General features: G+C 65.8%; 17 protein-coding genes. 4 read left to right on the top strand and 13 right to left on the bottom strand.

Annotated features, from left to right (window positions below; all coding sequences use genetic code 11):
- Positions 1–9 precede the first annotated feature (9 nt).
- Positions 10–201: a hypothetical protein gene (locus AC5Y5V_RS11890; protein WP_499934714.1), complete on the bottom strand. Its 192-nt coding sequence runs from the start codon at positions 199–201 to the stop codon at positions 10–12.
- A gap of 65 nt (positions 202–266) precedes the next feature.
- A complete protein-coding gene (locus AC5Y5V_RS11885) occupies positions 267–638 on the bottom strand; it encodes a bleomycin resistance protein (protein WP_499934894.1) in 372 nt (123 codons plus the stop codon).
- Positions 639–704: 66 nt separating this feature from the next.
- On the opposite strand from AC5Y5V_RS11885, the gene AC5Y5V_RS11880 reads away from it, so the two are divergent.
- The gene (locus AC5Y5V_RS11880) at positions 705–1,094 is read left to right on the top strand and encodes a DoxX family protein (RefSeq protein WP_499934710.1); all 390 of its coding nucleotides are present in this window, start codon (positions 705–707) and stop codon (positions 1,092–1,094) included.
- A gap of 112 nt (positions 1,095–1,206) precedes the next feature.
- Positions 1,207–3,417 carry a tetratricopeptide repeat protein gene (locus AC5Y5V_RS11875; protein ID WP_499934706.1) on the top strand — a complete coding sequence of 737 codons (2,211 nt, stop codon included), beginning with the start codon at positions 1,207–1,209 and terminating at the stop codon, positions 3,415–3,417.
- A 64-nt stretch (positions 3,418–3,481) separates the two neighbouring features.
- Here AC5Y5V_RS11875 and AC5Y5V_RS11870 read toward each other — a convergent pair whose 3' ends face one another.
- Genes AC5Y5V_RS11870 through AC5Y5V_RS11850 form a run of 5 tightly spaced genes read right to left on the bottom strand, consistent with a single transcriptional unit; the run spans position 3,482 to position 10,256 of the window.
- Positions 3,482–4,360, bottom strand: a complete 879-nt coding sequence (locus tag AC5Y5V_RS11870; protein ID WP_499934704.1) for a 3-oxoacyl-[acyl-carrier-protein] synthase III C-terminal domain-containing protein — start codon at positions 4,358–4,360, stop codon at positions 3,482–3,484.
- Complete coding sequence (locus tag AC5Y5V_RS11865) at positions 4,344–5,447, bottom strand: 3-oxoacyl-ACP synthase III family protein (protein WP_499934700.1); 1,104 nt, start codon at positions 5,445–5,447, stop codon at positions 4,344–4,346. The genes AC5Y5V_RS11870 and AC5Y5V_RS11865 overlap by 17 nt, the downstream gene beginning before the upstream one ends.
- Positions 5,444–6,448: an Acg family FMN-binding oxidoreductase gene (locus AC5Y5V_RS11860; RefSeq protein WP_499934697.1), complete on the bottom strand. Its 1,005-nt coding sequence runs from the start codon at positions 6,446–6,448 to the stop codon at positions 5,444–5,446. The genes AC5Y5V_RS11865 and AC5Y5V_RS11860 overlap by 4 nt, the downstream gene beginning before the upstream one ends.
- 1 nt (position 6,449) lies before the next feature.
- The gene (ppsA, locus tag AC5Y5V_RS11855; RefSeq protein WP_499934693.1) at positions 6,450–8,735 is read right to left on the bottom strand and encodes a phosphoenolpyruvate synthase; all 2,286 of its coding nucleotides are present in this window, start codon (positions 8,733–8,735) and stop codon (positions 6,450–6,452) included.
- 3 nt (positions 8,736–8,738) lie between these two features.
- Positions 8,739–10,256 (bottom strand): bifunctional aminoglycoside phosphotransferase/ATP-binding protein, encoded by a 1,518-nt coding sequence (locus AC5Y5V_RS11850; protein ID WP_499934689.1) that lies wholly within the window; start codon positions 10,254–10,256, stop codon positions 8,739–8,741.
- 184 nt (positions 10,257–10,440) lie between these two features.
- On the opposite strand from AC5Y5V_RS11850, the gene otsB reads away from it, so the two are divergent.
- Positions 10,441–14,133 carry a trehalose-phosphatase gene (otsB, locus tag AC5Y5V_RS11845; protein WP_499934685.1) on the top strand — a complete coding sequence of 1,231 codons (3,693 nt, stop codon included), beginning with the start codon at positions 10,441–10,443 and terminating at the stop codon, positions 14,131–14,133.
- An 80-nt stretch (positions 14,134–14,213) separates the two neighbouring features.
- Positions 14,214–15,071 (top strand): universal stress protein, encoded by an 858-nt coding sequence (locus tag AC5Y5V_RS11840; RefSeq protein WP_499934681.1) that lies wholly within the window; start codon positions 14,214–14,216, stop codon positions 15,069–15,071.
- 60 nt (positions 15,072–15,131) lie between these two features.
- Here AC5Y5V_RS11840 and AC5Y5V_RS11835 read toward each other — a convergent pair whose 3' ends face one another.
- From AC5Y5V_RS11835 to AC5Y5V_RS11810, 6 genes are all read right to left on the bottom strand, one after another.
- Entirely contained in the window at positions 15,132–15,707 is a 576-nt protein-coding gene (locus AC5Y5V_RS11835) for a hypothetical protein (protein WP_499934677.1), read from the bottom strand.
- Between the two features lie 182 nt (positions 15,708–15,889).
- Positions 15,890–17,539, bottom strand: coding sequence for a sensor histidine kinase (locus AC5Y5V_RS11830; RefSeq protein ID WP_499934891.1), 1,650 nt, complete (start codon positions 17,537–17,539; stop codon positions 15,890–15,892).
- A 312-nt stretch (positions 17,540–17,851) separates the two neighbouring features.
- Entirely contained in the window at positions 17,852–18,625 is a 774-nt protein-coding gene (locus AC5Y5V_RS11825) for a universal stress protein (RefSeq protein ID WP_499934673.1), read from the bottom strand.
- Positions 18,622–19,614, bottom strand: coding sequence for a 1-phosphofructokinase family hexose kinase (locus AC5Y5V_RS11820; RefSeq protein ID WP_499934669.1), 993 nt, complete (start codon positions 19,612–19,614; stop codon positions 18,622–18,624). Before AC5Y5V_RS11820 ends, AC5Y5V_RS11825 begins: the two co-directional genes overlap by 4 nt.
- A gap of 24 nt (positions 19,615–19,638) precedes the next feature.
- A complete protein-coding gene (locus AC5Y5V_RS11815) occupies positions 19,639–21,678 on the bottom strand; it encodes an erythromycin esterase family protein (protein ID WP_499934666.1) in 2,040 nt (679 codons plus the stop codon).
- A gap of 12 nt (positions 21,679–21,690) precedes the next feature.
- Positions 21,691–22,122: an Hsp20/alpha crystallin family protein gene (locus AC5Y5V_RS11810; RefSeq protein ID WP_499934664.1), complete on the bottom strand. Its 432-nt coding sequence runs from the start codon at positions 22,120–22,122 to the stop codon at positions 21,691–21,693.
- Positions 22,123–22,124: the final 2 nt, after the last annotated feature.

Raw genomic sequence — 22,124 nt, 5'->3', positions numbered from 1 at the left:
AAGCACCGCCTACTCTTGCAGCGCGACGAGTTTGGCCTCGGCGATGCGGTAGACGCCATCCAGGGACGCGTCGTCCTCGACGCCGACGTACTCGCAGATCACCTCTCGCGGGACACCCGCGTCGCGCAGCCGCAGCGCAAGCGAGTAGGGCAGCGGCAATTTGCGGAGCGCTTGCTCACGCTCGCTCAGATAGTCGGCCACCGGATGAGCATGCGGCCGCGGTGGGGCCCCCGATTAAGTACCGCGGTACTTTATTTTCACGATCTTCACGGCAACGACGGGCGCGGCGGCGAACCGACGCGATGCAGGGTGCCGTCTGGGTCGACGTAGGCGAACTCCCGCAGACCATAGGGCGTGTCGTGCGGGGCATGCAGCCGACCGCCGAGGTCGTCGAGGGCGCGCCACTGGGCATAGAGCGCGTCGGCGTCACTGACGTACAGGTACACGCTGGCGGCGGTCCGCAGCGGGTCGTGCTCGGCCCACTCGGTCAGATGCATGGACACCGACCCGCGGTCCACGAAGCCGTACCGCTCCGGGCCCTGATAGCCGCGGGCGTCGAACCCGAGCCGGCGGTAGCGGTCCAGGGCGGCGTCCAGGTTTCGGACGGGAATTATCGGCGATACCGAGTCGAAGTCGATTCCGGACACACCACAGTGTGGCAGCCGCGCCGACGCAGGACACGTGCGCAAGACAGAATGGATCCCATGACCACACCACTTGTTGAGCGGGACGCCGGGCAGACTGCCGCGTACCGAACCGCGGCGTTGTTACTCGGCGTCGGCACCGTCCACTTCCTGGCGCCCAAACCGTTCGACGACATCATCCCCGTCGAGCTGCCCGGAAGCGCGCGGTTCTACACCTACGCCTCGGGCGTCGCCGAGGTGGTGATCGGCGCGCTGCTGCTGCCGCGCCGCACCCGGCGGGCCGCCGCGACGGCCGCCGCCGCGCTGTTCATCGCCGTGTACCCGGGCAACCTGAACATGGTCCGGCTGTGGTGGGACAAGCCGTGGCCGATGCGCGTCGCCGCCCTGGCGCGCCTGCCGCTGCAGATCCCGATGATCACCACGGCGCTCAAGATCAGGCGCAACAGCTAGCCCAGCTGCGCGAGCAGACGCAAAAGCCCCTGGCGGTCCGAAACAGGGGCTTTTGCGTCTGCTCGCCAATGGACGTTGCTTAGCCGTCGAGCGTCGCGTTGCATTGGTAGTCATGACCGTGGGCATGGATGACACCGCCGGTGCTGACCTGACCGTCGCCGACCGCGAACGTCAATTGACGGCATTACGCGAGAGCTTGGGAGAGCGGCATCCGTCCACGCTGGCCGCGCTGCGCGGGCTGATGGAGGCGCATCGCGCGGCCGGGAATTTCGCCGGCGCGCTCGCCGCGGGTGAGCAGCTGCTCGCCGAAAACCGGCGGACGTGGGGCCCGCGGCACCGGGACAGTCTGTCGCTCGGGCTCGCGGTCGCCAACTGGCGCCACCAGACCGGCGACTCCGCGACGGCCGCGGGCGAATTGGACCAGCTCCTCCCGCTGCTGGAGGCCGAACTGGGCGCCGATCACGTCGACACGATGCTCGCCCGGCACACGCTGGCGAGCTGCCAGCCGCACGGTACCGACCCGGCCGTAATGCTGATCACCTGGCTCCGATTGCTGGCCGACGAGCAGCGCGTGTTCGGCACCGAGCATCCCACCACGCTGACCGCGCGCCACAACTTCGCCTTCTGGCGCCGCTGCCTCGGTGACGTTACCGGCGCGATCGACGAGATCGCCCGGGTGCTGACGGTCCGCCGGCGTCTGCTCGGCGAGGAACATGCCGACACCCTGGCCAGCCGGCTGATGCAGGAAACCTGGCGCGGCGAACTGGGCGACACCGGCGGCGCCGTCGCCGAGGTCATGGGCATGCTTCCCCTGCTGCGCAAGGTGTTCGGCTATGACAGCGAGCAGATGCTGGCGGCGCGGCACGTGTGCGCGCTGTGGGGCCAGGACACCGGGACTCGGCTGCTCGACGCGGTGGCGGACTGGGCGGTGCTGGTCGAGGATCAGACCCGGGTGCTGGGCGCCGAGCACCCGCTGACCACAGCCGGGCGGGAGGTGTTGGCCGCGCGGCGCGCCGAGTGGCAGACCAATCTCGACGACGAACAGGAACTTGCCGCCGACATCTACCAGGACATGGAGATCGAGGAGCATGGCAGCGACGAGCTGACCGAAGATATTGCCGCACAGGCCGCCCGATACGGTGCCAAGCAGCGCGCGAAGGCGGTCGAACTGTTGGACACCGTCATCGCGGTCAAGAAGGAAATCGCCAGCAACAGCCGCGATTTCGGTGACGACTCGGAGGCCGCGCTGGGCGCGCGCTACGACCTGGCGTTCGCGCTCTGGCGGGGTCAGGAGTACACCGCCGCCACGGACCACACGCAGCGGTTGATCGACGACTGCGTGCGCGTGCTCGGCGAGCAGCACGACCTCACCGGATCCGCGCGGCACCTGCTTGCGGCCGGAAAGAGCTACCAGCACCGCGCCTTCGATCCGGCCGACGAGGCTTTCCCGAACATGACCGCCAAGCAGATGACCGAGATTCGGCGGTACGCCCTGGAGGCTTTGGCGGACAACGGTATTGAAGCGGCCTTAAACGCCGACGGCAACGCACTGCAACGCTCTGACGGCGTCTGTTACGGGCTGGATAATGTGGTGGCCGCCTGCCACAACGCCCCCGAAACGGAGTGGCGTGCGATCGTGACTCATCATTTCGTCCAGTTGACGAGCGCGGCAGAACGTCTCCCCGCTACCGATCAGATGCCCTGGTCCGAGGTCGCCACCCGAGTCCGGTCGCGCATCGTTTCCAGCGCCCAGATCGACGAGGCCCGAGGCATACTCTCCTACGCGTGGCCCCTGGCCGATGGCCTGCACGAGGTGCTGTGCCTCGATTTCCCGGACGTGGTCAAGTTCATGAACAGCGAACAGGTCGCCGCATACGACAACGACCTGCTGCGGCAGATCGCCCGCCGCAACACGATCGCGGAGCCGATCGAGACGGTGGAGCAACCGGACTCGGCCGAGGCCGACGTGTATGCGTTGTTGGGCGCGTCGTCGTTCATCGCGTCGAAGATCGTCGACATCAAAGCGCTGGCGCCCGAGTATATTCCGGACGTGTCACGGGGGGTCATCGTCGGCGTGCCCGCACGCAGCGTGCTAATTGTGCACCCGCTGCAAACTCACCGAAAGCTCTTCGCCGCGCTCAACCAGATGTCCCAGATCTGCCCGTTCTTCAACCAGCACTACCCGGGCGCGATCAGCGAGAATCTGTACTTCTGGAAAGAAGGTAAGTTCCAACGTATATCGCGTGTGGACCCCGGAACCGGACAGGTTCAAGTCGAGTTCATGGGCGATCTTGCGAGCGCCTTCGACGAACTCGCCGAGTAGGGCGTGTCACTCACGTGAGTACTCACACCGCAGCGAATCCGCTTGTCAGACAAGCCCCGGCCGGCTAGGGCTGGCGGTACAGGGCGGCACCGGCGGTCACGCCCGCCCCGGCCGCGACCAACAAGGCCTGAGCTCCCGGCGCCAGCCGCGTGCCCTGCCGCTCGAGCGCCGCGGCCAGCGCCGCGGTGTGCATCCGCTCGTCGTCGCCGATGCTGATCCGCTCGATCGGCACCCCGAGCTCCCTGCCCAGTGCAGCGCGGAACCCGTGACGGGCTGGCGCCGCGATGATCGCATCGATGTCCGAGAGCGGCACAGAGTGCGCGTCCAGGCAGGCGCGTGCGGCTTTAGCGGCCGCAGCGGCGAATTTCTCATCCATATCGTCGGACTCGCTGAACCGCAACATATTACGCGCGTCGGCAAACCCCACCGTGGCGCAGAACGCAGGTTCGCTTTCGCCATGGTCCGCGTTCACCCAGGACACGGCACCCAAGCCGGAACTGCTCTGCGTCCATCTGCACAACAGCGCCGCGCCGACGGGCGAGAACGGGAAGTGCTCACTCATCCCGTGGCCGGGATCGGCGTCGCTGGCGACCACGAGCGCGCGGTGGACGCTGCCGGAGCTCAAGAATCCGTTGACGATCTGCAGCGCGGTGAGCACGCCGCAACCGCCGTTGGCGACGTCGAAGGAGAACGTGCCGTGGGCGCCGGCATGCGGGTCTTCGGGGTTGGCCCCGATATCGTCCTGGATCAACGCGGCCAGCGCCGGCTCCCCCAGATTGCGGTCGCGGTAGATCCCCGCGTTGACCACAAGATCCAACTCGTCAGGGTCACATCCGGCGCGCTGCAAACAGTCTTTGGCCGCGGTGACGGCCAAGTGCAGTGCGCTGTGCCGACCACGCAATCGCGGGCGCGCGATGTCGATCCGATCAATCACTGTGCCCATACCGACTCACCAAATCCTCGTCCAGGGTCAACAAGACCACGCCGATCTCCAGGCCCGAGGCCAACGCAAGCAGCGCGACGCGTTCGCCGGCCGCAATGCGTCCGGCCTCGAGTTCCTCGACAAGGGCCACCGTGTGCGTCGTCGACGCCGTATTGCCGTAGCGGTCGACGGTGATCACGGCGTCGTGGCGCGGGGTCCCGCCGAACGACTCCGTCATTGCGGCCATTCCTTTGCGGATCGCCCGAGCCGAGGTCTGGTGCGTTATCACGTGGTCGATGTCGTGGATCGAAATATTCACTGCGTCAAGAACTTCGTGCAGCAGCAACGGGGTGTTGGCGATCGCGGCCTTCTGAATGGCGCGGGAGTTGGTGAACATCCGCGCGCCGGGGTCGTGGCCCTGCGGATAGGCCAGGCAGAGCCGGCTGTAGTCGGCGACGGTGGTGAATCCGGCAAGCTCGATGCCTGCCGACCCGGCCGGGGCACGCTCCAGCAGAAGCGCCGCGCCGGCGTCGCCGAGGGTCAGGCAGGCGAGCTCCTTGCTCATGATGTTGCGGATGTGGCGGGCCGCGTTCTGGCTGAGCTGCGAGATGTATTCGCCGCTGACGACCAGCCCCCGCTCGACGATGCCCTGCCGGATCCAGTTGTTCAGAATCGTTACCCCGGTGAGCATTCCGGCACACGCATTGGAGACGTCGAAGGTCATCGCCTGATGCGCCCCGATCCCGCGGGCTATCGCGCCGCTCATCGTCGGCTCCAACCATTGGGTGAGACCGCCGCGGAATTTCGTGATGCTGCAGCTGATGACCACGTCGAGCGAGGCAGGATCCTGTCCGGCGGTGGCGAGGCAGTTCAGCGCCGCCGTGGTGGCCAGGCTGTAGGAGTCGTCCTCGCCCGAGGAAACCCGGCGCTCGCGGATCCCGGTCAGCCGTTCCAGGTCGATGTGGGTGCGGTGCTTGGTGCTGGCCATCAGTTCGTCGGTGGTCAGGCGCGTACCGGGCAGGTGCCGGCCGGCACCCGCCACCCGGGCGACGTAGGGCATCGGTTCCCCGTCCGCCGGGGTTTGCATGACCAGCCAGTGCCGACTCATCGCGTCGTCTCCATCCCACCGGAATCAAACTCGAGCACTTCGCTCACCGGGCGCCGCACGGTGTGCTCGATGAGTCGCCCGCTAGCCGGCGAGCGTCCCACTCGGATCAGTAACTGCGGCAAGCCGGCCGTGCCGCTGAGCTGCGCGATGATGTCGCGGCTCTGCGGCAACTCCGTCATGTGGCTCAACGTGCACGTGGCCATGCCCGCCGCGGTGCATTCGAGTAATGCCGCCGACAGCGCCTCCCCACAGCGCAACACGTTCAACCGTGTGTCGTCATGGGTGGACAGCACCACGATCTTGGACTGGTCGTGTTCGACGTGGCTGCGTTGCTGGGTCTCACTTCCGGGTGGGAAACGCCGGGCCACATCGACGCGGGCCGCTTCCGAGCTGGATACCAGCAGATGTTGCGGCAGGCGCGACTCCGGCGCGAATGGCGAAGTCCACCAGCGAAGTTCAGTCAGGTAAGAAGTGTCATATCGGTGCAGGGTCTCGGTGAGACGAGAGGCCTCGGCCAGAGCCGGCCGGTCATCGTCGGCCACCACATCCAGCAGCACGCCGTAGGGGGCCACCGAAGCGACCAGCGCCGAGTGCAGAGCGTTCCACCGAGTGGGCGGGTCGAACGGCAAGCGGTCGGTATAGCGCCGACGGATCGCGTCCGCACGGTGCCGCTCCTTGTCACCGACGCCCGCGATGGACCGGAACTCAAGCGCCGCGAGGTGATCCGGGAATTCCGGATCGGGCAGGCGTCGCGTGCTACAGCCCCAGCCCGCGGCGGCCATGGCAACGCGGAGGTGGTCAAGCACCGCGCCACAGCTGAGCAGCAGTTCCCGGCCTGCGCGGTCGGTGGCGTGAATGAGCCTGGCGGGATCGGCGTGCAGGTGCAACCCCGCATCATCGGCAACCCATCTCCATGGCTGGCTGTTGTGCAGTGACGGCGCACGACACGCCAGCATCACCGCGTCGCGGACGACTTCGTGATCGGGCACCGTCGCGGCCATGTCAACCCCGCGCCGACTCCAGCAGCAGCCTGCGCTCGGCGGCGGCGACGATCCGCCGGGTGGCGGTGACCGCATCGGGGTTGACCGACACCGAGGTGATCCCCATCCGGACCAGGTGCTCGGCAAACGCCGGGTTGGTCGACGGCGCCTGCCCACACAGCGAGGAGGTGATGCCGTGTTTGCGCGCGATCGCGATGATGCGACCAATCGCGTCGAGCACGGCGCCGTCGGATTCGTCGAACAACTCGGCGCATGTGTCGGAGTCGCGGTCGACACCGAGAACCAGTTGGGTCAGGTCGTTGCTCCCGATGGACACCCCGTCCACGCCCATGCCGATGTACTCGGGAAGCCAATAGATCACCGAGGGGACCTCCGCCATCACCCAGCGGTGCATTCCCCGGTGAGTTCCCAGCGGACTCGCGTCCACCAGAGACAGGCAGGCTTCCAGCTCCCAGCGGGTACGGACGAACGGAATCATCAGATGCACGTTGGGATTCCGTTCCCGCACGCGGGCCAACGCCTGGAGCTCCAGTGCGAAGAGGTCGGGCTCCTTGACGTACCGGTAGCACCCGCGGTAACCGATCATCGGGTTGTGTTCCACCGGCTCGTATTCCTCACCGCCGCGCAACCCGCGGAACTCGTTGCTGCGAAAGTCGGTGGCGCGGTAGATGACCGGTCGTGTGCCGAAGGCCGACGCGATGCGGCCGATGGACGCCACCATGGCGTCGACGAGTTTGTCCTGCTCGCCGTGGGTGATCAGGTCGCGTGGATGCCTTCCGGACAGCGCTTGAGTGAGCATGAACTCGGCACGCAGCAGACCCACGCCGTCGACGTCCTGGGCGGCGACCGTCTCGGCCGAGTCGGGCATGGCCAAATTGACGTAGATCTTCGTGCCGGTGGTGATGCTGGCGGCCGCGGCAGCGGGCTGCTGCGCGACCGGCGAGACCACCACTTCAGCACCCGCCCGCCCCGCGCTGACGTTTCCCCGCCCGCCGTCGACCGTGACCGTTTGTCCGTCGTGCAACGCAGTCGTCGCACCCCGGGCTCCCACCACACACGGAACCCGCAGTTCACGCGCCACAATGGCCGCGTGACAGGTCATCCCGCCAGTCTCGGTCACCAGCGCCGCCGACCGGCGGATTGCCGGCAGCCAATCGGGATTCGTCATCGGTGCCACCAGAATCTCGCCGTCCACCAACGCGCCGCACTCTTGCGGGGTACGCAGGACACGGACCCGCCCGGACGCCGTGCCGGGCGCTGCGGGCAACCCACGAAGCAGCACACCGGAGTTCTCCGACTCGTCGGCGGTGTCATCGCCCAGGGTGGTGATGGGCCTGGCTTGCACCAACCACGACTTGCCGGACGCGATCGCCCACTCGACGTCTTGTGGGCAACCGTGGTGCGCCTCGGTGGCGATCGCAAGCTCGGCGATCCGTCGCAGGGCGCTGTCATCCAGGACACGCGCTTCGGCCTGCGCCGGATCCAGTTCGACGATGACGTCGTGGCCCTCCGGCCCGCGCTCGATCTTGAACGCCTGGTAACCGATCTTGACGTCCAGCACGTCCAGGGTCTTCTTGTCGACGACATAGGTATCTGGCTGGACCTTTCCGGACACCACGACCTCGCCGAGCCCCAGGGCCGCCTCGATGACGATGTGATCCCGCTCCCCCGTGCTGGGGTCTGTGGTGAACGCGACCCCGGACCGTTCGGAGGCAATCATCTGCTGGACCACCACGGCCATCGCGGGATCGGCGAGGAAGCCACGACTGGCGCGGTAAGTGATGACCCGGGGAGTGAACAACGAAGCCCAGCAACGCTTGACGGCATCGATGAGGTCCGCCTCGCCGGTCACGTTCGTCACGGTCTGATTCATCCCCGCGAACGACGCGTCGCGTCCGTCCTCGCCCGTCGCCGAAGATCGCACGGCCACGACGCAGTCAGGCCCGAGTCTGCGATACGCGTCGAGCAGCTGATCGCGAACGTCGTCGCTGGCGCCGGCCTTGCTCACCAGGCTCCGCATTCGCTGGCAGAGCTCGTCCAGCCGCGCACCGTTGTCGACCTGCGTCAACGCCTCGCGATGCAGCGCAGAGAGTTCGGCATCGACGCCGCCGGCGTGCATCGCCGCCAGATAGCCGCTACGCAGCAAGACGAACCCCGGCGGGACCGGAAGCCCGGCGGCAACCAGCTCACCCATATTCGCGCCCTTGCCTCCGGCCTCTTCGGCATCGGTGAGACGCAATGCCGAAATGTCCGAGACATAGCCGGTGACTGGAATGTTCGTTGCCATCTGCTACTCCTTCTCAATGGCCCGACGCCAGATATCCTGCACGTCGCGCAATGTGTCCTCAAGCGGCCGAGAGGTATCGATTCGGTGCGCGCGATCCCAGTCGCTGCGCCGAGCGGCCAACGCCGCCGCGATCTCCGGGGTTGCATCGGAGTTGCCAGGTGGCCTCGTCGTTATTCTTTCGGCGGCCACGCCCACCGTTGCCGAGCACAGTATCTCGACCAGCGCCGCATGTGTCTGAGCGGCAAATCGATCGGCGAGTGCACGGGTCTCCCGACGGCGCCAGGTGCCGTCGAGGATCACCGATCGTCCGCTGCCCAGGAACTCGCTCGCTCGTCGTAGGGCGATCTCATAGACGATCGCGACGTTGTCCGGGCTGTACAGTCCCGCATCAAGTTCCCCGGGATCGCCCGTGATGACTCCCGACTCCCGCAGCTCACGCCGTACGTCGTCGGTCGAGATAACCTGTGCTCCAACACGTTCAGCGAGCGCACGCGCCACTGTCGACTTGCCGGTCCCCGGGCCCCCGCCGACGAGGGCCAGCCGTACGGCGCCGTTTTCCAGATGCCGCGTCGCGATGTCGAGGTGCCGGGCGGCGTCAGCCGCGGCGCTCGATTCGCCCTGCGAAACTCGGACGCAGTCAACCTTCGCCCGCACCCCTGCGCGGTAGGCGATATAGAAGTCCCGCAGCGACGACGGGGACGTGTCTTGCGAGTGGGCAAGGTAGCGTCGCAGAAAGTAATCGCCCAGGTCCTTGCGGCCCAGGAACTCCAGGTCCATCGCGAGGAACGCGGCATCGTCGATGCGATCCACGTGGCGAAGCTTGTCGTCGAATTCCAGACAGTCCAGCAGAACCGGTTTGCCGTCGACCCAGAAGATGTCATCGGCGAGCAGATCGCCGTGGCCGTCGACAATGCAGCCCTGGTCGATCCGGCGCTGGAACAGGGCGGCACGTCCGGAAACGAATGCGGTGACTAGGCGCTGGATTCGTTCGATCGACTCCTCGGCGACCGTCGTACCGGCATGGCGGCGAAGCTCGTCAAGGTTGTCACGCCAACGCCGCGCGACCGCGCCGGCAACGCCCTGGTCGTCGATCAGTGGATTCCGCTCGGCGCTTGTGTGAAACCGTTCCAGCACAACGGCAATGGTGTCCAGGATGATCCGCAGGGACTCGTCCTGCCCGCCGCGGGAGACGACAGCCGCCAGGCGGTCATCGTCGCGGAACCGCCGCATCACCACGACCGGTTCGGCAGCTCCACCGGCCGGATCGCTGAGATGCGCCACCCCGAGGTAGCTACCGGGGGAAAGCCGGCTGTTCAACTCGACTTCGCGCCGGCAGGCGACCTCGCGCTGCTCCGGAGTGCGGAAATCCAGAAAGTCGGTCAACACCGGCTTCTTGGCCTTGTAGGCGCGATCACCGGCCAGCACCACCACGCCCGTATGGGTCTCGTGCACCTCGACATAGGGCGGCGCGGCCGCGATCGGCGACTCGGCAGACCTTTCGGCGGTGATGGTTGCCTCCATGGCTCTGGTTCCTCATCGATATCGCTGTTCTGCATCCTGGCCCACGGGTTCCGACCCCCACAAGAGACGCTATTGCCCCAGATGTCGATGGTCGTGAGACTTTAGTCCCTAACCACACGGACAAGAGGCCCTCGTTGCGTGTGCTGAGCCAGACGAGTCGCTCGACTGTGGCATCGTCACCACCATGACCGAATGGGCCGCCGCCATTGACAGGCGCCACCACGATGCGGTGATCTTCGACCTCACCTGCTTGGTCACCGATACCGCCTCGCAGGGCCTTCGCTGCTGCGATTCGACCGTCCCACTACTGCACCGACTACGAGATGCCGGATTCGCGATCGGGGTGTGCTCACATGGTCGTAACTGCGCGCAGGTTGTCGGCGCTGTCGGCATCGACGAATTCGTCACGGTGGGCCTTACCGAAGCCGAGGACGCCGAAGATGCGGGTGAAGGAGTCCTGATCGAAACGGCGCGTGGGCTCGGTATTCGCCCCGATCGCTGCGTGGTCGTGGAGCAGGAGCGGGCCGGCTTCTCGTCGAGCACGCAGTGCGGATTCGGCCTCGTCATCGGTGTCGATCCAGCCGCCGACGGGGACCGAGCGCTGCCCCGCCGAACCGATGCGCTGGTCGCCGATCTCGCTGAGATCACAGTCCGATGCGGCCATGCCGCCACATCGGCTATTCCCGACGCCCTACAGGTCTACAGCCAGCTCAAGGAACTGGTGACGGGCCGTCGGCCAATGGTCTTCCTGGACTTCGACGGCACCTTGTCCGAAATCGTCGAGCATCCCGAGTCGGCGGCACTTATCGCCGGCGCCGCCGAGGCGCTGCGAGCGCTGGCAAGCCAATGCGTGGTGGGGATTATCAGCGGCCGTGATCTGGCCGACGTGCGCAACCGGGTCGACGTGGACGGGTTGTGGTTCGCGGGTGGCCATGGCTTCGAGCTGTTGGCACCCGACGGGAGTCACCATCAGAACGCCGCCGCCGCCCCGGCGGCGGGCGCACTAGCGCAGGTTGCGGACCGGTTGGTGCAGGAGCTTGGTGACATTCCGGGAATAATCCTGGAGCACAAACGTTTTGCCGTCGCGGTGCACTACCGCAAGGTCGATCCCGAAACCGTCGACCGCGTCATTGCGGCGGTGCGCCGACTCGGGCGTTCCGAAGGTCTCAGAGCAACGACGGGCCGCAGGGTTATCGAGCTTCGGCCGAATATCTCCTGGGACAAGGGCAGCACGCTGCATTGGATGCTCGGCCACATTGCAGGACTCGGCGACACCGTCGACCCTGGCACGGTGCTGCCGATCTACATTGGCGATGACACCACGGACGAAGACGCATTCGACGCAGTCCGGTTCGACGGTGTGGGCATCACGGTGTGCCACGAGGAAGACCCTGATCGACTGTCGTCCGCCTCGTTCAGTCTCGAAAGCCCGGTCAAGGTAGTGGAATTCATCTCTTATCTGGCCGAAAACCTCAAAGACGCCGCACCACCGCGAGACCCGTGGGAGCTCATTTACGAAGGGTACGAACCGAAGACGGAGCGCTTGCGCGAGGCGCTGTGCGCCGTCGGCAACGGATATGTGGCCACCCGTGGTTGCGCACCGGAGTCCACCGCAGGCGATGCGCATTACCCCGGCACCTACGCCACGGGCGTGTACAACACGCTGGCCGATCAGATAGCCGGCCGAACGATCGAAAACGAGAGTCTGGTCAATCTGCCCAACTGGCTTTCACTGACGTTCCGGATCGACGGTGGATCGTGGTTCAGCATCGACGACGTCGAGTTACTTTCCTATCGTCAGACATTCGACTTGCGACACGCGACGCTGATCCGCGACGTGCGATTCCGGGACAGCGCGGGACGGATTACCCGACTCAACCAACGGCGCTTCGCGGCAATGCACGAACCTCACCTGCTCGCCATGCAGACCACCGTTGGTGCCGAGAACTGGTCGGGCACCGTGCAGTTCAGATCACTGCTGGACGGGACCGTGCGCAATACCATGGTCGACCGTTATCGTTCGCTGTCTAGCACCCACCTCACCGAATCGATCGTGGACGCGATAGCGCCGGACTCGGTGCTATTGCGGACCCAGACGTCACAATCCGGCATATCGATCGCGCTGGCCGCGCGAAACACTGTGTGGCGAGACGATACACCGGCTGAGGCGCGTTACGCCGAAGTCCGGGCGGCCAATCGGGGCGGCCACGATATCGAGGTCGAAATCTCCGCAGGTCGATCCGTCAGCCTGGAGAAAATCGTGACCGTCTTCACCGGTCGGGACAGCGCCATATCCGAACCGGCGAGCGCCGCGCAGCAATGCCTCGATGGAACCGGCCGATTCGCCGAACTGCATCATCAGCATGCCCGGGCGTGGGCCCGGTTGTGGGAGCAATGCAGCGTCGGACTTTCCGACAGCACCGAGTCAGTGCGGGTCCTGCGACTGCATCTGGTGCACCTGCTGCAAACCATCTCGCCGCACACGGCCGAACTCGACGCCGGCGTCCCAGCGCGCGGACTGCACGGTGAGGCCTACCGCGGGCACGTTTTCTGGGACTCGCTGTTCATCACCCCCGTCGTGAACCTGCGGATGCCGAATGTGTCCCGCTCGCTTCTGCTTTATCGTTACCGGCGCCTACCCGAGGCCCGTCGTGCCGCTCGGAACGCGGGCTATCTCGGCGCGATGTATCCCTGGCAATCGGGAAGCGACGGACGTGAAGTGAGCCAGCAGCTTCACCTCAATCCGCAGTCCGGACGGTGGAATCCGGATCCCAGTGCGCGCGCGCATCACGTCGGGCTGGCGATCGCCTACAACACCTGGCAGCACTACCAGGTGACGGGGGACCGACAGTTTCTCATCGACTACGGCGCCGAGATGCTGGTCGAGATCGCCCGCTTCTGGGTGGGTCTGGCAAACTTCGAGGAAAGTCGCGACCGCTACTCCATCCGCGGCATCATCGGTCCGGACGAATTCCATTCCGGATATCCGGGCAAGGAATACGACGGGATAGACAACAACGCATACACCAATGTGATGGCGGTCTGGGCGATCATGCGGGCCATGGACGCGCTTGATCTGCTGCCGCTGCGCGACCGCCTGGAGCTTGTCGGGAAAGTCGGTCTGACCACCCAGGAACACACTCGATGGGACCACGTGACCCGACGCATGTTCGTGCCCTTCCACGACGATGTGATCAGTCAGTTCGAAGGCTATTCCGAACTGGCGGAGCTGAATTGGGAAAGCTATCGCGAGCGCTACGGAAACATCCAGCGACTCGACCGCATCCTGGACGCCGAGGACGACAGCGTGAACAACTACAAGGCGTCCAAGCAGGCGGATGCGTTGATGCTGTTTTACCTGCTGTCAGCGGAGGAGTTGCTTGGCATCTTCGGCCGACTCGGCTACCACTTCAGGCCTGCGCAGATCCCGAAGACGGTGGATTACTACCTGGCACGTACCTCGGACGGATCGACGCTGAGCGCGATCGTGCATTCGTGGGTCCTTGCCCGCGCCAACCGCGATAACGCCATGGAGTACTTCGAGCAAGTACTCAGTTCCGATGTCGCCGACATCCAGGGCGGTACGACATCGGAAGGAATACACCTGGCAGCGATGGCGGGCAGCGTCGACCTGTTGCAACGCTGTTTCACCGGACTGGAAACACGCAACGACCGACTGGTACTCGGTCCGCACTGGCCGGAGGGCCTCGGTCCAATCGAGTTCCCCTTCACCTATCGCGGCAATCGGCTTCACCTGCGGATCCGTGGACGGACTGCCGTGCTGACTGCCGAGACCGGGGGTCGCGGGCACATCGATGTCGAATGCCGTGGCCGGGTGCGAACGCTATGGCCCGGGCACACCGTCGAGTTCGCGTGAATCGCGGCGTCATGCCACCAATGTCTCGACGCGGGCGTCGGAACCTGCGACTCGACGCGCAGTGCTGAAAGAGATAGAAAATGAACCCTCCGCAGGCCACTGCTCAGACCACAGAGCGGGTGGTTGTCGGTATCGATGGGTCCGACGCGGCGGTCAACGCGGGCAAGTGGGCGGTCGGGGAGGCCGTCAGCCGCGACGTCCCGCTTCGCCTGGTACATGCGATCCCCGCACACAGCCCGGGCGAGCCGCGCGGTGACGAAGATCTCGACATCCAATACGGCGAGACGGCGTTGCGGGCCGCCTCGGCGACGCTGAAAGCCGTCGACAGTCCAGTCCGGATCGAAACCGCGCTGGTGCACGGTTCGCCCGGCCATGCCCTGATCGAGCAATCCTGCGACGCAGCGCTGGTGTGCATCGGCTCAGTCGGCATCGACCAGGTCGCTCGCCGAGTCCTCGGCTCGACCGCCGAAAGTGTTGCCAGGAAGGCACATTGCCCGGTGGCGGTGATCCGCGGCGACCGCGAAGCCGAGGGAACACCGCCCGGATGGGTAGCCGTCGCCATCGACGATTCGCCCGGCAGCGACCTGGTCCTGAACTACGGGTTCAAGGAGGCCCGACTTCGCAATGCACCGATCCTGGCGATGGGTATGTGGCGATGGGGCCTGGGCGAGATACCGTATCAGCAACTTAATCATCGGCTCGGCCCGTGGGTGGCGCGATATCCCGAGGTACACGTGCGTCCTGTGGCCGCCCGACAAGGTGCCGCCCAATTCCTATCCAGCACAGAAGACGTCGTCCAGCTCGCTGTGGTGGGCGATTCGGATGCCGGACAGGTCACCCGAATAGTCGGTCCGATCAGAACCCGCTTCGGGCAAACCGGATGTTCCGTCCTTGTGGTCCGCGACCGGCCAACGGCGCTCGACCCAGTCTCGAAGTGACTCGAGCGGCTGGTTCCCATGAGCGCCCATGAGTTCGACCCGGCGGAACGGGATTCGGCCTCAGGGCGAATCGGAGACGAGCTCGGCCGGCGTGTCGCTCAGCGGTACCCGCCACAGAGACTGGCCTGGCTCGAGTAACCACAGCCGACTCGCGTTGAAGCGCACCAGGCTCCAGGAGCCGCCGATCAGCACGATCGCAAGCAGACCGCCCAGTATCGCGGTGATTATCGATGCGCGAAGCTCGCCGGGGCTGGCCGTCGTAACGTCGAACCACGCATCGCACAACAGCAGAATCCCGGTCGTGAAGGCGGGAAATACGAGCACCTGACGGTGAAGCCGGATCAAGATCGCGGTGGCGGCCATAAATATCACCAGCAAGATGTCGAAACCCAACCACGTCAGCCGCCAGTCGTGGACGGTGTAGCTCCGCGGCAATGTGAGGCTCAGATAGATGGTCCAGGGGATCATGAACAACGCGCCACCGGTCATCAGCCCCAGATGTGCTTGTTTCAACTTCTCGACGGCATTTCTGGGCCTCAACTTCGAAGCGGGCCGCTCGAGGCGCTGGATCAGTTCGCGCCGCTGCGCGGGCGTAAGCGCGCTGATCTGCTCGTCAGAGAGAATGTTCGTTGTCACCCGTCGCGCCTATACAGTCCACGTAAACCAGAACTCCGGCAAGCTGGTATGTCCGAATCTGCCGACAGCTCTAAGTCTGCTCGCGATCCGACGGTGCGGTAGGGGCGGAAGTCCCGAGTCGACAAGGGCATTCGCCCGGTGCGAGGCTGGGCCGCCAGCCCGACGGCGCCGACGGGTAAGCGTCAGAAGTCGGAAAACGGAGCGGTCCAGTGCACGCGCGTGCCGCCCTCCGGAGGAGTTGTGATCTCGCACCGGCCGCCAAGTTGTTCGGCGCGGCGCACCATGTTGGCCAGACCGCTGCGGCGCTGGTTCTCCACGGGTATGCCGCGGCCGTTGTCCGTGATATCGAGGGTAAACACGTCGGCGACATCGACATCGACAGTCAACCTCGACGCACCGGAGTGGCGAAGGGCGTTGCTGATCGCTTCGGTCGCGACTGCTTCGGCCTGCTCGGCGAGTTCGGGGCCGACAACCGTCATCGGACCGTTCATTCGAATCGTGACCACGATGTCGCGGTTCTCCGTCAAATCGGCAACCACGCGCTGGATCCGCTGCCGGAAGCCACCGTCGTGCTTTCTGGTGGAACTCAGCTGGAAGATCGTGGTCCGGATCTCCTCGATGATGGCCTGCAGATCGTCGAGCGTGCGGGTCAGGCGGTCGGCCACCTCCGGCGACCGCGCGCGCGCCAAAGTGCCTTGCAGATCCATTCCCGTGGCGAACAGTCGCTGAATGACATGGTCGTGCAGATCGTGCGCAATCCGCTCGCGCTCGGCCAGGATGGTCAGCCGCCGCGCCTTCTCGCGGCCCGAGGCGAGGACCAGCGCTATCGCGGCGTGGGTGGCGAAATCGCTCATCAAATCGAGATAGCTGTTGTCAAAAGGCGGCTGGTCCGCAGCCCGGGCAACGAGGATCACCCCAACCACCTCGTCGTGCGCGCGCAACGGCATCACGATCGCGGGGCGCTGTCCCACATCCGTGAACGACTGGATCGGATAGCGCAACGCCTCGGTGATCAGCGGCTGGCCCGAACGAAAAACCGAACCCGACGTGGAGTCCTCTACCGGAACCTGCTGACCCGTCACTTCGTCCGCGTACAGACCCACCGCGGCGGACACAACCAGTGTGTCGACTTCTTCGGTCGGCAGGTCAGGGTCTACGGGCACGAGCACAATCGCCTGCTCGGCGCCCGTCAGCGCGCACGCTCGGTCGGCAACGAGCTGCAGTGGACGCCGGTGCGGTTCCTTTGCGGACAGCAGCGAGGTAGTGATTTCGCGGCTGGCCTCCGTCCATTTCACCGACATCCGCTCGCGCTCGAAGAGCTGCGCATTGTCGATGGCGACGGCGGCCGCGAATGCCAGCGCTCGAGCGGAGAACTCGTCAGACGCGGAAAACACCCGCCCCTGGTCGACGTGGGTCAGATACAGGCTGCCGAACACCGTGCCCCGAATCGTGATCGGCACCCCGAGAAAAGCCCGCATGGGTGGGTGGTATTCGGGAAATCCGCATGCGGCCGGGTGCATGGTCAGGTCGTCCAAGCGCAGCGCCGGCGTTTCGACCAGCGAAACACCCAGAACTCCCTTGCCGACCGGCAAATGCCCGATCCGGCGAGCGGTTTCATCGTCGATACCCGCGTGTACGAACGACACCAGCGCGCCTTCACGATCGCGCACGGCCAGCGCACCGTACGGCGCCGAGGTCAACTTCCTGGCCGCGTTGATGATCCGACGCAGCGTCGCATCGAGGTCGAGATCGGCGCCGATCTCGACAATCACGCGCAGCAGATGCTCCATCTGGTCCCGCGTCGCCAGCAACTCATCGAGTTGTCCATGCATCCTGCTGAGAAGCTCTGGCTGACCCAATTCAGCAAATACCGAATCGGCATTGTCAGTGGTCAACTCCCGCGATACCTCCACAAACGATCGCTCGGGCTTCGGGCCGCCGATCGCGAAGCCACATTGCCGCTTGCCAGCTTAGGCCTTCGTCGACCGAACAAGCCACCATGCGACACCCGCACAGGTCAGCCACACACGGGTCCCCCAAGGACGGTCGCGCTGCCGTGGGCCAGCCGCTCAGCTAACCGTGCCATCGAACACGCCGCCGGCGTCGCCGGCCGCGACCGAGGTCACGCCGCGTGAACGGCCCGGCTAATGGCCGACCACGAGTATCGAGCAATCCGGATAACCCAGAATGGGGTGGCAGTTCGGGGTGGTCAGACCCGGCAGCTCGCCGGCATCGGCCTTACCCACAACGGCCAGATCGATCGCGCCGCCGTGGTGCTCGACCGTGTGCGGACCGGTACCCGCAGCAACGATCTGGACCGGAACGTCGGGGTACCGGCGAATCCAGCTGTCCAGACGCCGATCGATCTGACGCACAGTGGCGTGGCGACGGCGTCCCTCTTCCATCGCCACATGCACGACTTCGTCGTTGTCGGGTTCGTCGTTGAGCGCTACTGCGATCACACCGAGCTCCGTCGGTGATCCGTCGGGGTTGGTCCGGATGATGGCAACCGGGCAGTGTGCGCCCGTAACCAGTGCGACCGCCGTCGGCCCCAACAGCCCGTCGGCCGCCCATCCGCGCCTGGAAGTCCCGACGCAGACCATGGCCGCAGCCGATGACTCATCGACCAGCACCGCGCCCGGGTCCCCCGAAAGAATGGCCGTTTCGATCTCGACCGGCCTGCCCGCGTTTTGCACTGCACACATCGCCTGGGAAAGCGCCGTTTCACCACGTTCGAGCTCCCACTCCGTGGAGCTGTGTGGTGAAGCGTTCCGCGCGTCCGGAGGTTTGATGACGTAAATGAGGCGCAGCGGCAGTTGCCGACCAATCGCCTCGTCGGCCGCCCACTTCGCGGCGTTCACGGCGGCCTGCGAACCATTGACGCCGACGACCACCCACTTGGGGTCGGGTTGATTCATGGCGACTCCTGACCAGCTCGATCGACCGTGACGGGCTCGGCGACCAACTCGAACAACTTTTCCACGTCGGCGCGCTCGCACGTCGCCGTACCAGGTGTCATCAACATCGCCGCACCCGCCGCAATCCCCAGTCTGACGCACTTGGTCAAGGGCCATCCGCGGCTGAGCCCGATCGTGATCGCGGCGACCATGGCGTCGCCGGCCCCGACACCGCTGCCGCCCTGCATCGGAACCGCGGCAAAACGATGGCTCGCGTGGCGTGTCGCGAGCAATGCGCCATGCGAGCCCAGGGACACCACCACGACCTCGGCACGACCACTGTCGATGAGCTCGTGCGCGGCAGCGAGTTGGTCGGCCTCGGCCAATAGGTCTCGTCCGACGCATTCGCGAAGTTCGCGCATGCTGACCTTGAGCAGGAAGACCCCGGCGGAGATGTGCTGCAAGCCGCCACCCGAGGTATCCAGAATTAGCCGCGCACCCACCCTGCGGCATACTTCGGCGACTCGGTGATAGAAGTCCGCGGGCACCCCCGGCGGCAGGCTGCCGCTGGCCACTATGAATTCGGCTGACCGTGCCGCCATCCGCAGTTCCTGCAGGCACCGCTCCTGCTCTCGGGCTGTCAGCGCAGGCCCAGGCAGGACAAAGCGGTACTGATGACCGGTGCTTGTCTCGTTGACGGTGAAGCTCTCCCGCGTGGGCTCGACGATCGGGATTTCGCCGAACGGCACACCTGCATCGCTGAGCAGCCGCGTGAGCAGTCCCCCGTGCGACCCGCCTGCGGGAAACACCGCGAACACCGAGCCGCCGAGGACTTGTCCGATCCGCGCCACATTGATGCCACCGCCGCCCGGGTCGTAACGGGTCGCGGCGCATCGCAGTTTGTCGGTCGGCCGCACGGCATCCACGCTTGTCGTGACGTCGAGCGCCGGGTTCATGGTCAACGTGACGATCCGCGGTAGGCCCGGGGCCGGACCTACCTGACCGTTCATCGTCGACTCCAGTCGTCTTGGGTCCTAAAGGCCACTCGGATACGTCTCCGGGGTCTGGCCGGCGACCCAACGACTCGTGGGCTCCAACGGCTCGAGCGCACGAGTGCTGTCGATGTGAATCATGGCATCGAATTGATCCGCGGGGCGAACGTGGAAGTAGTGGCTTTGCCGCTCCGTCTCGGGCCGGTAGATCACGCCGATGGCGCGGCCCAATCGGACTGCGCTCAGCGGATCTTCGGCCTCCGGGCTGATCTGGGCCGACACCAGGAACGGACTCCTGCCGGTCTCATGGAAGAGCTCTTCGACGCTCCCGTCCAGCGCTGGACGGACCGCCTTTCGCTCGGCGACACCACCCCAATCGCTGGCGGCGGTGACGGTGCCCGAATAGGTACTCAAACCGATGAGGCGGGACTCGTCGCCGTACCTCTGACGGACAAGCTGACCGAGCGTGAGCTGACCGTCCGCCCATACCTCGGTCGCCCTGGCGTCCCCGACATGAGAATTGTGGGCCCACACCACTATTCGCGCGGGCTTCTCATCGTGACGGTCCAGATGCGCCAGCAGCGCCGCGAGCGTCTGCGCCATGTGCTCGTCACGCAGATTCCACGAGCTGACGCGCCCGCTGAACATCGCGCGGTAATAGACCTCGGCGTTACGCACCGTTTGAGCGTTCTGCTGCGCGTAGAACAGTTCGTCTTCGGCCAGCAGCCCGTCCCTGCGCGCATAGTCCATCGCGTTGCGATGCAGCTCAACCAGTTGCTCGACGGCTTGCCGTTCGCAAGACGGACCCGCCCCGAACGCCGCCGCGTAGCCGTACGCCTGACCGTCGTCGGCCGAGGCGTGGTCAAAGCAGGCGTAGCGTTGCCGCGCCCGCGCGGCGGCCTTCGGGTCAACCGTGTCGAGATAGGCGATCACCTCCTGCATCGAGCGATGCAGGCTATACAGGTCCAGGCCGTAGAAGCCGGCCTGTCGCTGACCATTCGATTCCGAGCGCCGGTTGCGGGTGCGCAGCCACTCGACGAAGTCGCGGACAACGGTGTTGCGCCACATCCAGGCCGGAAACCGCTCGAAGCCGCTCAGCGCCTCATCGGCATTGCTGTCCTCGCCCAATCCGCGGACGTAGCGATTCACCCGGTATGCATCGGGCCAATCGGCTTCCGCGGCGACCGCGCAGAAGCCCTTCTCCTCGATCAGCCATTTGGTGATCTCGGCCCTCGCGTCGTAGAACTCGTGCGTGCCGTGCGAGCTCTCGCCGATCAACACGATGCGCGCATCGCCGATGACTTGCTCGAGCGCATCCCGCGGGGGAACGCCCGCCGGCGCGTCGATGGCGACGGCGGCGACGACCTCGGCGGCGGTGGGCCCGGCCGGTCGGCTGGCCGAGCCCGTTGCCGTCGGGGTGTTGAGCAGCTGACGAACCTCGTCGTCGGTGACCTGGCGGAAATCCCAGAACGACTCCCCGACCGCGAGAAACGGCGTCGGCATGGATGCGCAGACAACGTCCTCAACCAGGCCGGCGAACTCGCGGCAGGTGGACTCCGGGGCCGCGGGCACGGCAACGACGATCTGCGCGGGCTCGGCTTCGCGCAATGCCTGCACCGCCGCGAACATGCTCGCGCCGGTGGCCAGGCCGTCGTCGACCAGGATGACCGTCTTGCCGGCGATATCCAGCGGCGGACGTCCACCGCGGTAGGCGGCCTCACGGCGGACCAACTCCCTGCCCTCGCGTTCGGCGATATCGCGCAGTTGCTGTGGGGTGATCCGCAATCCGCGCACCATATCGTCGTTGACGACGACGCGGCCACCGCTTGCCAGTGCTCCCACCGCGAACTCTTCGTGGCCGGGTGCTCCGAGCTTGCGCACGATGAAGGCATCCAACGGCGCATGGAGCGCGGCCGCAACCTCCCAGGCGACGGGCACCCCGCCCCGCGCCAGACCCAGGACGATCACGTCGGGCCGGTCACGGTAGGCACTCAGCAGACTTGCCAGCACCCGGCCGGCCTCGCCACGGTCGCGGAACACGCGCCGCGGTGAGCGCCGGGTGACCTCAGTCGCACTAGTCATCGCGCACCGCACTCAATTTGCAGACTGAACCTGAACCCGGCGCTCGGCCGGCTTCGGCTCGGTCATACCCACGGAAACGGACAGGATGCCCTTGTCGTAGGTGGCCTGGATGTCGTTGTCGTCGGCACCCGCGGGCAGGGACACCGCGCGCACGAATGAGCCGTAGGAGAACTCGGAACGCCCGTTGAATTCCTTCTTCTCGCTGCGCTCCGCCCTGATGGTCAATTGCCCGTCGCGGATCGTGATGTCGATGTCCTTGGCGGGGTCGACGCCTGGCATTTCGGCACGGACGACATACCGTCCGTTCTCCATCTCGTCCTCCAGCCGCATCACGCGCGGATCCACGGCGGGACGCGCACCCGCGAACGACGGAAACGCCGCAAACAACTCAGCGAACTCGGGGAACAGTGACCTCGCTTGACGCTGAACGGAAAGGGTGCCCATGA

The organism is Mycobacterium sp. NGS68, assembly GCF_059812195.1.
Note: the sequence above shows the minus strand (reverse complement) of the source record. Positions and strands in the feature narration are given on the sequence as shown.